The organism is Leucobacter ruminantium, from assembly GCF_017565705.1.
Classification (GTDB): Bacteria; Actinomycetota; Actinomycetes; order Actinomycetales; family Microbacteriaceae; genus Leucobacter; species Leucobacter ruminantium.
On sequence record NZ_JAGDYL010000017.1, the window covers coordinates 48686 to 60632 of the forward strand.

15 protein-coding genes are annotated in these 11947 nt (G+C 69.7%); 6 read left to right on the forward strand and 9 right to left on the reverse strand.

The genetic code is table 11. The annotated features are described in order from the left end of the window. Positions 1 to 228 precede the first annotated feature (228 nt). From J4H91_RS10115 to J4H91_RS10130, 4 genes are all read right to left on the reverse strand, one after another. Entirely contained in the window at positions 229 to 900 is a 672-nt protein-coding gene (locus J4H91_RS10115; protein WP_208046143.1) for an alpha-ketoglutarate-dependent dioxygenase AlkB family protein, read from the reverse strand. After that, positions 897 to 1595, reverse strand: coding sequence for a methylated-DNA--[protein]-cysteine S-methyltransferase (locus J4H91_RS10120; protein WP_208046144.1), 699 nt, complete (start codon positions 1593 to 1595; stop codon positions 897 to 899). The genes J4H91_RS10115 and J4H91_RS10120 overlap by 4 nt, the downstream gene beginning before the upstream one ends. Further along, positions 1592 to 2104 (reverse strand): RNA polymerase sigma factor, encoded by a 513-nt coding sequence (locus J4H91_RS10125; protein WP_424960841.1) that lies wholly within the window; start codon positions 2102 to 2104, stop codon positions 1592 to 1594. The genes J4H91_RS10120 and J4H91_RS10125 overlap by 4 nt, the downstream gene beginning before the upstream one ends. Positions 2105 to 2448: 344 nt before the next feature. Continuing rightward, positions 2449 to 2751: a hypothetical protein gene (locus J4H91_RS10130; protein ID WP_208046146.1), complete on the reverse strand. Its 303-nt coding sequence runs from the start codon at positions 2749 to 2751 to the stop codon at positions 2449 to 2451. Between the two features lie 121 nt (positions 2752 to 2872). Between J4H91_RS10130 and J4H91_RS10135 the strand changes: the two genes are divergently transcribed. Beyond that, positions 2873 to 3166: a chorismate mutase gene (locus J4H91_RS10135; RefSeq protein ID WP_208046147.1), complete on the forward strand. Its 294-nt coding sequence runs from the start codon at positions 2873 to 2875 to the stop codon at positions 3164 to 3166. A gap of 56 nt (positions 3167 to 3222) precedes the next feature. Here J4H91_RS10135 and J4H91_RS10140 read toward each other — a convergent pair whose 3' ends face one another. Further along, positions 3223 to 3702 carry an HXXEE domain-containing protein gene (locus tag J4H91_RS10140; RefSeq protein WP_208046148.1) on the reverse strand — a complete coding sequence of 160 codons (480 nt, stop codon included), beginning with the start codon at positions 3700 to 3702 and terminating at the stop codon, positions 3223 to 3225. Positions 3703 to 4004: 302 nt separating this feature from the next. Next, the gene (locus J4H91_RS10145; RefSeq protein WP_208046149.1) at positions 4005 to 4988 is read right to left on the reverse strand and encodes an FUSC family protein; all 984 of its coding nucleotides are present in this window, start codon (positions 4986 to 4988) and stop codon (positions 4005 to 4007) included. 246 nt (positions 4989 to 5234) lie between these two features. On the opposite strand from J4H91_RS10145, the gene J4H91_RS10150 reads away from it, so the two are divergent. The 5 genes from J4H91_RS10150 to J4H91_RS10170 all read left to right on the forward strand — a co-directional run bounded on the left by J4H91_RS10150 (position 5235) and on the right by J4H91_RS10170 (position 9103). Then, a complete protein-coding gene (locus J4H91_RS10150; protein ID WP_208046150.1) occupies positions 5235 to 5642 on the forward strand; it encodes a DUF1801 domain-containing protein in 408 nt (135 codons plus the stop codon). Positions 5643 to 5719: 77 nt separating this feature from the next. Further along, positions 5720 to 6094: a nuclear transport factor 2 family protein gene (locus J4H91_RS10155; RefSeq protein ID WP_208046151.1), complete on the forward strand. Its 375-nt coding sequence runs from the start codon at positions 5720 to 5722 to the stop codon at positions 6092 to 6094. Between the two features lie 111 nt (positions 6095 to 6205). Continuing rightward, entirely contained in the window at positions 6206 to 7273 is a 1068-nt protein-coding gene (locus tag J4H91_RS10160; protein WP_341783512.1) for an ABC transporter substrate-binding protein, read from the forward strand. A gap of 76 nt (positions 7274 to 7349) precedes the next feature. After that, entirely contained in the window at positions 7350 to 8345 is a 996-nt protein-coding gene (locus J4H91_RS10165; RefSeq protein ID WP_208046186.1) for a FecCD family ABC transporter permease, read from the forward strand. Continuing rightward, a complete protein-coding gene (locus J4H91_RS10170; RefSeq protein WP_208046152.1) occupies positions 8342 to 9103 on the forward strand; it encodes an ABC transporter ATP-binding protein in 762 nt (253 codons plus the stop codon). The genes J4H91_RS10165 and J4H91_RS10170 overlap by 4 nt, the downstream gene beginning before the upstream one ends. A gap of 67 nt (positions 9104 to 9170) precedes the next feature. On the opposite strand, the gene J4H91_RS10175 is transcribed toward J4H91_RS10170, so the two are convergent. The 3 genes from J4H91_RS10175 to J4H91_RS10185 form a co-directional block, all read right to left on the reverse strand. Further along, positions 9171 to 9650 (reverse strand): GNAT family N-acetyltransferase, encoded by a 480-nt coding sequence (locus tag J4H91_RS10175; protein WP_208046153.1) that lies wholly within the window; start codon positions 9648 to 9650, stop codon positions 9171 to 9173. A 129-nt stretch (positions 9651 to 9779) separates the two neighbouring features. After that, entirely contained in the window at positions 9780 to 11132 is a 1353-nt protein-coding gene (locus tag J4H91_RS10180) for an FtsX-like permease family protein (protein WP_208046154.1), read from the reverse strand. Then, positions 11129 to 11890 carry an ABC transporter ATP-binding protein gene (locus J4H91_RS10185; protein WP_208046155.1) on the reverse strand — a complete coding sequence of 254 codons (762 nt, stop codon included), beginning with the start codon at positions 11888 to 11890 and terminating at the stop codon, positions 11129 to 11131. The genes J4H91_RS10180 and J4H91_RS10185 overlap by 4 nt, the downstream gene beginning before the upstream one ends. Between the last annotated feature and the right edge of the window lie 57 nt (positions 11891 to 11947).

The following is an 11947-nucleotide window of genomic DNA, read 5'->3' on the forward strand; positions in this document are numbered from 1 at the left end:
CCGCGCTTCCGGTGGTCGCGCGTATTCGAGCCGTTGCGCCAGAGCTGTGCGAACAGATCGCCGGTGGCCGAGTCGTGCCCCCAGACGCTCTATGCGCTGCGTCGAGCACGACGCTTTCAGCGAGACCGACGCTTCCAGGGGCTCTGAAACAGCGGGTCTCGCTGAAACATTCGGTCTCGCTGGAGCGAGGTGACGAACTCCGCCCCGCCGCTGATTCCTCCGCTTTGCTCAGTCGTTGAGCCCGGTCATCCGCATGGTGATGTTGATCCGACCGGCGTCGAGGCCGCAACCCTCCGGGGCGGTGGCGGGGTGGATCCGGGTGACCCCGTGGTAGGCGAGCCGGGAGGCCCCGCCGAACACGAACAGGTCGCCGGAACGCAGCATCAGGTCGGTATAGGGCTTGTTGCGGTTCTCGGTGTTGCCGAAGCGGAAGGTGCAGGCGTCCCCGATCGACAGCGAGACGATCGGCGCAAGCGAGTGCTCGTCCTTGTCCTGGTGCATACCCATGCGCGCATGCTCGTCGTAGTAGTTCGCGAGCGCGGTGTCCGGGGTGTAGCCCGCGACCTCGACCTCTGAGTAACCGGCCTCCTCGAGTGCGCGACGACCGAGACGTACCATCCAGTCCGGGAACGGGAGCACCCGGGCGCCGTTGACGTCGGTCGCCTCGCGTGTGTACTTGTACGGCTGCCAGTGCCAGCCGAGGCAGACGGTGCGAACCGACATCTCGTGCCCGCGGACCTTCGCGGCCCGGATCGGCACAGGACCTGCCGCCCACTCGCGGAACCTGCGCACGACCCACCTCTGCTGGTCGAGAGCGAGCCAGTCGGGCACGTGCACGGCGTCGGGGCGTGGTCGGCTGCGTTCGCGCGGTTCCGGGTCGAGGGTGAACAGGGTCGTCATGATCCGTCTCCCTCCTCCGTGGCTTTCCCCGTTACGGCGCTTCTCGTCGCCCATGCCGCCGCCTCCAGCTTCAGCAGGGTGGTCTTGGCCTCGAGCCCGCCGATGTAGCCGCCGAGGCTGCCGTCGGTGCGCAGTACGCGGTGGCAGGGCACCACGACGGGCAGCGGGTTGGTCGCGCAGGCGGTACCGACGGCGCGGACAGCCTTCGGGTTGCCGACCATCTCGGCCATCTCCTTGTAGCTGCGCGTCTGTCCGTAGCCGATGTCGGGCAGGTGCCTCTGCACGAGCCGGCGGAAGCCCTTGGACAGCGACAGGTCGAGGTCGAGGGCGAAGGTCTGCCTGCGGTGCTCGAAGTACTCGTCGAGCTCGCGGGCTGCCGTGTCGAGCTGCTTCGGGGCGCGAAGGATGCGGGGGCTGAGCTTCACGGCCAGCGACTCCAGCACCCTGTCGTGGTCCTCGTTCGCGTACGCGACGCGCACCAGACCCTTCGGGGTCGAGGCGAGCAGCAGCTCGCCGACCGGGCTGTCGACCACGCGGTAAGCGACGTCGATGAGGCCCTCTGATTCCGCCGCGGCCTCCAGCCGGCGGTGCAGCATTGCCAGCTTCCGCGCTTCCTCGGACGCTGGGTCGACGGGCGTCGGGTCGATGGGCGCCGACAGGACGGCGAGGGTGTCATCGCCGTGGAGGTCACTCATGATCTTGCTCCTTTCGCCAGCCCTGACTGGGGCCGTGCGCCCGGATAGGTTCTTCGGAGGTTCTTGACTCCGTCGGCCGACGCCCTTCGCGCCGCGTCGACGGTGCCGCCGACGATCGCCGCGATCTCGGCGTACGACATTCCGACGAGGTATCGGAAGGTGATCGCCTGCCGCTGCTTCTCAGGCAGTCGGCCCACGGTCTCCCACAGGTCTGTATCTTCTGCGCCGGGAATGCCCAGCGCGGTCGGAACTTCGGGAAGCTCCTCCACCGGCAGCGGATCTCGTTTCGCCGCCCGGTGAACGTCGATGGCCTTGCGGCGGGCGATGGTCACCAGCCACGCCTCGAGGTTCGCCGACTCCGGAAGATCCGGGTAGGCGCGCATCGCGGCGAGGAAGGTCTCCGACCAGGCGTCATCGGCGTCGTGCACCCCGAGGAGTGCGCGGCACACCCGCAGCACGGTGGTGCCGTGCAGCTCCACGACGGTCTCGAACGGTTGTTTCATGCTCATCCCATTGAATACGGTTCCGGCGGATCTTTCGTGAGATCCGGCTAGAACGACCGTCCGGCGCTCGCCTGGGCGGTCCCCACCAGCGTGTGTCGCGTGTTCATCGATCTTCCTCTCTCCGTCATCATGGAGACGCGTCCGACGCCGAGAACGTGAGATGTTCGCCGAATCTTTCTGCGACGTTCGGCGGGGGCGGTCCCGAACGGTCGGTCGCGGAGGCCGCCTATCTCTTCCTGTTCCAGAAGCCGCTCCTCTTGAAGGAGGCGACGATTCTCACGGCGAGGGATCTCGACGGTCCGCACGGGGTGCCAAGTCCGCACGGGGCGCTTCGATCGTGGAGGGTGCGGTCACCGCGTCCAGCGTCGCAGCCCGTCGGTAGTGTTCGTCGGAGTATCACCGGGAGCGAGCAAGCCGCTGGAATCGATCGGATCACCGGGAGACGGCGCCTCGGCGGGAAGCTCGCGCTGGATCTCGCGGATCTCAGATGCGCGTGCGGCCTCCGGGTGGAAGGCCTGATCGAATACGCTGATCATCCCCGAGAGCATCGATCCCTCGCGCCTTCTGCGCCGACGGTCACGAACTCCGACGGTCCAGAGCAGGCCGACCACGGCGATGATGACGCCGAGGGTGATCATCTCGTTCGTCGTCATGCGGCCTCCCTGCTGCCTCGTACCCGACCCTACCTCGCGAGAGCGATGAGGAGGTCAGAGACCTCGGCGGAGTGCTCGAACAGCGCGGGCGCCGGGTGATCGTTCCCTAGAATCTGAGGATATGGGAACCCAACCGGCCGACATCGAAACCGTCCGAACCCGGATCGATGACCTTGATCGCCGCATCGTGGAGCTCGTCGCCGAGCGCCAGACCTGGGTGGAGGTGGCCGGCCGTTTGAAGCAGAACGAGCGGGCCGTGCGAGCACCCGCGAGAGTCGAACAGGTCGTCGAGAAGGTGCGCGCGCTCGCCGAGCAGAGCGGCGCGTCTCCCGCGGTCGTGGAGCGGACCTATCGAGCGATGATCGCCGCCTTCATCGATCTCGAGCTCCATACCCACCGCTCCACGCGCAGCTGAAGCGCCGCCGCGGCTCGCCACTCGGAGCCTCCGATCGGAACTCGAGAGACGCTGAGCTACTCGCTCCTGCGGATGAGCACGCGCGCGAGGACCTGGCATGCAAGCGCGGCGGGAATCAGCAGCGCGGCTCCGGCGAGGTAGTCTCTCGTGCGGAGAGGGCGCCCCGAGTCACGAATCTCTCGGCGAGCCGACTCCGCGCCGGGCAGCATGACGGGCAGTGCCGTCGCGACGCCTGCGGTGTAGCTGCGCTGCAACAGCGAGGCCAGAAGATGCGTCGCGACGTGCGCGTGGAGTCCGGCGACCGTCGCACGGTACAACCGCGAGCGAACCTCCGACGTTCTCCCGCGACGGCAGGCGAATGCGGCCAGAACACCCATGAGCCCGACGGCCAGCCAAGACTGGCGCTGATCGAGGCGAAGGGCTTCGATCCCTGTCGTGTCGGCCAGAGAGCCGCACGTTCCCGGGAAGGCGATCGCCTCTTCCACGTCGTGTACCGCCCACGCGAGGAAGAGGTGTGCGGGGCCGCGAGGGTTCATGCCCTCAACGCTACCAATGGCGATGAGACCCGTGAGATCCGGCTCTTCGCCCCGGCATCGCTCCGCTGCGTTCACCGGAGCGAGGGATTTCGGTCCGGCTGCATCGATGAACCGGGCGGGGCCGAGTCAGTCGGCCAGTGAGTAGAAGTCGCCGACCGCGTCGAGGTAGCGGATCACGACGGCGAGCCGTTCCGGGAGGTCGTGGTTCCGCTTTCAGATACGAAACTGCTTCATTTCGAAATATATCGGGCGGGATGCTCGACCGCAATACCGTCGAACTGGTGCTATCCGTTGAAGCAGACTTACTCGTCCAGGCTTCCAGGGACGTCGGCGCCTCGCTTGCGCAGGACGGCACGCAGAACCGGTTCGTAGACGGCTGCCAGGGCCGCGACCAGCACCGCGGCTGCGAGCGTCAGGCCGACGCGTTGCAGGTCGACGGCGAGGACGTTCTGCTCGGTCGAGCTCAACAGCACGATCGCCGTCGTCAGCGCGAAGGCGTAGCCGGCGTAGCTCGCTCCGGTGGCGTAGAGGCCGAGCGCGACGAGCATGGCGGTCCCTCCGAGGGCGACTTGGACGCCATGGGCGGGTGCGAGGAGCGCGATCCCTGCGGCGAGCAGGCCGCCCAGCATCGTGCCGAACGAGCGGGCGAGGAGCCGTTGCCGGGTATCGGCGAGTCCGGGCTTCACGATGACGAGGATCGACAGCAGCGCCCAGCCCGCGAGCGAACCGGGCAGCCAGGTCGCGGCGACGAATGCGACTCCGCCCAGCAACACGGCGAGCGCCGCGCCGTAGAGTCGCGCGGACAGCGGGTCGACAGCTGCGATCGCGAATCGGGGGAACCTGGCGCCTGCCAGCGCGGCAAGGGCGACGGCCCAGAGGCCGCCGAGGGCGGCGAGAAGCGCCGGGGTCAGGATCTGCCCGGCCCCGTGGGAGGTCCAGTCGAAGCCGGGAACCCCGAATCTGGCCGCGATGAGCAAGGTCGCGGGCCACGCACTCGCCTGCACCGCGGCCGGGTGCCACCCTCTCCGTGCGCATGCCCCGATCACCACGCCGGTCACCGCCATCAGCGCTGCGGCAGCGAGGGGCCACGGGGCCGCTAAGCCGGCCAGTGCGATGAGTGCGGTGCTGCCGGTGACCGCGCTCAGGCCGACGGGGCGGCCGTAGAGCGAGCCGACGATGCCCACGGCGGTCCCCGCAAGCACATGGGACAGTCCCGAGGCGAGCGGCGTAAGAGCGATGGCCAGCGCCGGAATGCCGCTGACGACGAGGAGAAGCAGCGGTGCCATTGCAGCACGCGCTATCGACCTGCGATCCCTCACCGGAACCTCCCTGACGCTCTCTGTCGCGGTACGTACACCAATCCTCGCACCGCAGACAGCTTCGGAGTGCGGGTTGTCGCGCGCGTGAAAGGGATGGTGCTCATGTGAGGCGGGCAGGGCGTCGAACGCTCGCAGGGAGAAGCGCGGCCGACACCGAAGCCGCGGCTTTCGGCGGCAACCGGAGCCTGGCGGATCCACCGATATCATGACGCTGTGACCGTTTCGAAACGAGGCGACCGCAGCGTCGCAGCCTGGTTCGAAGAGCACTCGGACCATCCCGATCTCCCGGTGCTCCTCGCTCTTTGCGATCGCATCGATCGTGTCGACCCCCGGCTGATCTGCGAGATCAAGTGGAACGCGCCCAGCTACGCCATCGTCGACCACTTCGCCACCACCGGGTTGGTGCCGAAGGGCGGAGTGCGATTGGTGCTCCACTGCGGGGCGGTCAAGCGGGAGACGCCGCTGCGACTGCGGGGAGGGATCCCTGACACGAGCGGTCTGCTCGATTGGCGGGGTCACGATCGGGCCACCGCGACCTTTCGCACCGTGGCCGAGGTCGACGTTGCCGGCGAAGCGCTCGAAGCGATCATCGGGGAGTGGATCCTCCTGACGCAGACCTGAGGTGGAGGGCGACCGCATATCGGCGGTCGCCCGAACAGAGGGTCGATGAGGGCACCCGCCGTTGATATCCTGTGCCCATGAGCGTCCCGACCTTGGATGAGCTCATCGAGCTCGAGCACGAAGGCTGGCGATCGCTCTGCGAATCGCGAGGCGGCACCTTCTACGGCGACCTGATGACTCCGGACGCCGTGTTCATCCTGGTCAACGGCGCGATCATGAGCCGTGACGAGATCGCCGCGTCGCTCGACGGTGCTCCGGGTTGGGACTCCTACGAGATCGCAGACGCGCGTGTGATCGAGCTCGAGCCGAACGCGGCCGCCCTGGCGTACCGGGCCACGGCGACGCGAGCGGATCTTTCGGATCCCTTCGTCGCGCTCATGTCGAGCGTCTACCGCCGCCTCGACGATCGGCTGCGGCTTGCGCTCTATCAGCAGACGACCGTCACCCACTGACACGCATCCGGGGTGCCGGGCGGAACAACCATGCGGATTTTGCGGGAGAAGTCAGGTAAGGCTAACCTGCATCTTGGTTCATCTGATGTTTGTGTCGAGTGAGGATACGCAGTGGTCTCGATTTCTCTGAAGCGCGGTGCTGCCCTGGCCGCCGCCGTTCTCTCGCTCGCGGCGCTGACCGGATGCGGGGCGTCCGAGGTTGTCGAGCCCGAGCGGACCGCGGCGGCGGGGGAGGGCGCGACCGAGTACCCCCTCACGCTCGAGAACTGCGGGCGTGAGGTCACGATCGATCAGGCGCCGCAGCGCGTCGTATCGCTCGACCAGAACTCGACCGAGATCCTGCTCTCCCTCGGTCTCGAGGATCGCATGGTCGGCACGGCCTCGTGGACCGACCCGGTGCTCGACTCGCTCGCGGAGGCGAATGAGCAGGTGCCGCGGCTCGCCGATAACGCACCCACCTACGAGGTGCTGCTCGACGCCGACCCCGACTTCGTGACCGCGCCCTTCGGCCGTCATTACAAGGAGGAGGGAGGCGTGGCGACGCGCGACCGTCTCTCCGAGACAGGGATCCCGTCGTATCTCGCCCCCTCCGACTGCGAGGGATCACTGATCATCAACGGGGGCGGGACCCGCACGAAGCCCCTGACCCTCGACTCCCTGTACCAGGAGATCCGCGAGCTCGCCACGATCTTCGATGTGCAGGACCGGGGAGAACAGCTCGTCGCGGATCTCGAGGCGCGCACCGACGCGGCGCTCGAGGATGTCGATCTCGGAGGCAGCACGGTCGCGTTCTGGTTCGCCGACACCCGCACCGCCTACATCGCCGGCGGGCTCGGTGCGCCCGCGCTGCTCGCCGATCTCACCGGCATGGAGAACGTCTTCGCCGACGTCGACGACGAGTGGCCGGCGACGGGATGGGAGACGCTCGTGGAGCGCGACCCGCAGATCCTCGTGCTCGGCGACCTCCAGCGCGACCGCTTCCCGGGCGACCGCCTCGACGACAAGATCGCGTTCCTGCAGAGCGATCCCCTCACCAGCACGCTCGGCGCGGTGCAGAACGAGTGCTTCATCGACCTGCACGGGGCTGAAATGAACCCCTCGATCCGCTACGTGGACGGCCTCGAGAAGATCCAGGCCTGGGCGCGCGACGCCGGAGATTGCGCCGACGGTGATCGCTGAGCCGACCCGGGCGCGTCTCGACCGGGGGAGCGCCCCCGCCTCGCGCGCCCCGGCCTCCCGTACGTTGCTCGCCTCGATGCTCGTCTTCGCGGGCATCGTCGTCTTCCTCGCGTCGGTGGGCGTCGCGATGACGCTCGGGCCCGCCGATGTCTCGCTCGTGAACGTGCGCGATATCGTCTCGAACCACTTGGGGCTCACCGAGATTCCGGTGCGGGTCTCGGAGGACGCGATCGTCTGGCAGGAGCGCCTGCCCCGCGCGCTCGTCGCGGCAGCCTGCGGCGCCGGGCTCGGGCTGTGCGGCGCGATCCTGCAGTCGCTGCTGCGCAACCCGCTCGCGGATCCGTTCATCCTCGGCGTCTCCTCGGCGGCCTCGACGGGCGCGGTCGTGGTGGGCGTCCTCGGCCTCGGGGGCAGCGCACTCGGCCTCTCGGGCGGGGCGTTCGTCGGTGCACTGCTGGCCTTCGGCCTCGTGCTGCTGCTCGCCCGCTTCGCCGATGGGGGCACGGGAGGGATCGTGCTCGCGGGCGTCGCCAGCACGCAGCTGTTCTCCGCGCTCACCTCGCTCGTGATCTTCGCCTTCGCCGACTCGGATGAGACGCGCGGCGTCATGTTCTGGCTGCTCGGATCGCTCGAGGGCATGCGCTGGGACGACGTGGGGCTCACCGTCGCGGTCACCCTCGTGGGCGCCGTCATCGCGATGCTCTCCACCCGCTCGCTCGACGCGTTCGCCTTCGGCGACGAGGTGGCGGCTTCACTGGGTGTGCACGTCGCCCGCACTCGCACGGTGCTGCTCGTGCTGACCGCGCTGCTCACCGCGTCGCTGGTCAGCGTGGTGGGAGCGGTGGGCTTCGTCGGCCTCGTGCTGCCGCACGCGGCGCGACTGCTGTTCGGTGAGCGTCACGCGCGCGTCATCCCGGCGACCGTGGTGATCGGCGCCATCTTCATGGTGTGGGTCGACGCCGTGTCGCGCGTCGCCTTCGGGCCCACGCCGCTGCCGGTCGGCGTCGGCACCGCGCTCATCGGCGTGCCGGTGTTCGTGCTGCTGCTCGTGCGACGGAGGGCGGCCGCATGACCCTCAGCGCGGAACGCGTCTCCTGGCGCCGCGGCGGATCCCTCGTCGTCGACGAGGTCGAGCTCACCCCGCAGCCGGGTGAGACAGTGGGGCTGCTCGGTCCCAACGGCTCGGGCAAGTCGTCGCTGCTGCGGCTGCTGCAGGGGGTATCGCGTCCCGACTCGGGCGCAGTCACCCTCGACGGGCGCGACATCGCCTCGCTGCGTCGCAGCACCGTGGCGCGCCGCATCGCAGCCGTCACCCAGCACGCCGAGACCCACACCGACATCACCGTCTACGACGTCGTGCGGCTCGGACGCACGCCGCACCGCGGGCCGTGGGGCCAGGGATCGCCCGACGACCACCGGGCGATCCGCGAGGCCCTCGAACGGGTCGGGCTCTCCGACCGCGCCGACCGGCTCTGGCGATCCCTCTCGGGAGGCGAGCGCCAGCGCGCCCACATCGCGCGCGCCCTCGCGCAGGAGCCGCGCGAGCTGCTGCTCGACGAGCCGACCAACCACCTCGACATCAAGCACCAGCTGGATCTGCTCCACTTGATCTCGAACCTCGACGTCACCTGCGTTGTCGCGATCCACGACCTCAACCTGGCGGCGATGTTCTGCGACGAGGTGGTCGTGCTGCACGCGGGCCGCGCCGTCGCCGGCGGCCGGCCAGCCGACGTGCTCACCCCCGAACTGATCCGCGAGGTCTACGGCGTGACCGCCGAGGTCACGGCCCACCCGGTCTCGGGCCGGCCCCAGATCACCTTCACCTACTGATGCAGGGCGGGATCGGCGGGCGCTGGATCCGGTTCGTCGCGGCCTCGGCCCGCGCGGCCCCGATCCCTCAGAACTCGCGCAGATAGCAGAGCATGCGGTAGTCGGCCCCCGGCTGGATGTTGGTGAAGCCGTGCCGCTCGTAGAAGCGGCGGGTGTCAGCGTCGACTTCGTCGACGTTGATGTGCATCTCGATCGCGCCGCGGGCCAGGACCTCGGCGATCGCCCGCTCGAGCACCACCGTGCCGATGCCGCGATCGCGCAGCGCGGGGCAGACGTAGAGCTCCTCGAGCTGGGCGAGGGGCCCATCGCCGTAGGGGGTGGGCCGCAGTGTGAGGTAGGCGAACGCTACGGACTCGTCCGCGACCTCGCCGAGCACCACGAGCACGTCGTCGCGCAGCAGCAGCCGCTCGAAACGAGCGGCGAACTCCGCAGCGGAGGGGGTCGGGCTGCCGAACTCGACGTTGAAGTCGTGGAGCAGCCCTCCGACGACGGCCGCATCGGAGGCCGTGGCGATCCTGACCGAGGAGTCCGGGTTCCTGCCGTTCATGGCTTCGATCATGGCACGCCGCGTGCTGAACATCCTCGAAGGGCGAAGAAGTCGGCTGGGGCCGCGATAGCCGCCCACTTTTTCGCCCCTCGACACGGGTGGGGCGCGCGAGCGCCCCGCGGACGCCCCTCACTCGCCCCGCTCGGGCGCCTCGATCGCGCGCCGCAGCACCGGCCGGGTCGCCCCGACCCCGGTGCGGATCAGCAGCAGGCCGAGCAGCAGCACGAGGACGACCGCGGCGGTGAAGAGGGGCGCCACGACGACCGCGATGAAGACGAGGGGGAGTGTCACGGCGACCGAGGCGACGGCTGCGCCGATCACGGCGATCTTCGCCGATGTCGTGACGCGCAGGCGCCGCATCCGGTGCACTTCGGGCCGAGGCATGCCGATGCGGTCGAGCGCCACGTAGAGCTCCCGGTCCTCGAGGATCCCGGCGGTCTGCGTGATCGCCACCTGGCAGGCCACGACGACGAAGGAGACGGCGACGAGCGCGAGCAGCATGGTGCGGGCATCGGCGAAGAGGAGCAGCTGATCCCTCGTCATGATCGAGCGGCTCTCGCTCCGGCTGATGGTGTCGAGGTAGCCGAGCAGCGACCCGGCCGGGATCAGGATGAACGTCGCGAGCGCCAGGGCCGATACGCTGCGCCATGCCGCCCGCGGGTCGTCCTGAATGCCGCGGGCCGCGACGAGCCGCGAGGGATCGGAAGTTCGCGCCGCCACCAGCCGCGAAACGAGCGCCACCGCGAAGGGGCCGACGAGGCCGAGCACCGCCATGACCGCGAGCACGACCGCGGTGAGCGCGCCGAGCGCGCCGAGCATCACGATCACGCCCCAACCCGGTGACATCAACTGCGTGACGAGCACGGCTGCGCCGACCACGAAGAGTGCCAGCGCGACGCGGATCCAGCTCAGCTTCGGCGCGTCCTGCCGCATGCGCACTCCGAGCGGGGACAGCACGACGCGGCGCAACCCGAGCAGCGCACTCAGCGCCGCGATGAGCACCAGCAGCGGTGGGAGCGCCGCGGTCGCCCACCACGGCAGCCACAGCTCTCCCGGGCGCAGGGCATCGCCGTGCACGGTGAGCGGGGAGAGCGCGAACGGCAGCGCGGCCGAGACCGCGGTGCCGATGAGCACGCCGAGGGCGGCGACGACCGTGACCTCCGCGACCGCGAGGCCGCGCACCCGAGCCGGGGAGACGCCGAGCAGCCGCAGCGTCGCGAGCCGGTCGTCGCGGCTGCGAGCCGCGAGCCGCGCGGTCGCGGTGCCGAGCGTGACGAGCGGCACCGCGAGCAGGGCGACGAGCCCGAAGGCGAGCACCGGGTAGCCGATCTCATCGGTGGGCGCGTTCCAGAATGCGAGCGCGAGCATCATCACCGCGAACGCGAGCAGGGTGGTGACGGCCGACGCGAGGAGTTGGAGTGCGGTGATCGTCGTGGATCCGCGGTGGGGGCGGATCAGCAGGAGCGCGGCGTGCGGGTTCATGCGCCGGCCTCGATCCGTCCGTCGCGCAGGCGGATGATCCGGTCGCAGCGGGAGGCGACGTGGGCGTCGTGCGTGACGATCAGCAGCGCGCGATCCGCCCCGCGGCCCGCCTGGAGCAGCGCGTCCAGCACCTCGTCGGCGGTATGCGAGTCGAGCGCCCCGGTCGGCTCGTCGGCGAAGATCAGGCTCGGCCCGGCGACGAGCGCGCGGGCGATCGCCACGCGCTGGGCCTGGCCTCCGGAGAGCTGCCCGATACGACGGTCGCCGAGCCCCGCGAGCCCGAGCCGGCCGAGCTCCGCCTCCGCGCGCCCGACTGCCTTCGCCCGGCCGGCCCCGACGAGCAGGAGCGGCAGTGCGACGTTCTCGGCGGCGGTGAGCTCGGGCAGCAGCATGCCCTGTTGGAACACGAAGCCGAAGCGCCGCAGCCGGAGCCCTGACCGTGCGTCCTCCGGGAGTGCGGAGAGATCGTCGTAGCCGCTTCCATCGGGTCGGCCGAGGATCACGGTTCCGGTATCCGCGGGAAGGATGCCGGCGAGCACGTGCAGCAGGGTGGACTTGCCGGATCCGCTCGGGCCCATGATCGCCACGGCCTCGCCGGGCGCGATCACGACGTCTGCGTCGATGAGCGCCCGGGTCTGACCGAAGCGCTTGCCCGCGCCCTCGGCCCGGAGCAACCACCCCGTCGCAGGCGTCGCGGTGGTACGAGGCGAGGCGGCCGCATCGGTGCCGGATGCGTCTGGGTCGGTTGCGGGGTTCATCTCGGGTTCCCTTCGAGCGCTCGGGTGCGGGCACTCCTCACGCTAGGGATCGGCGCC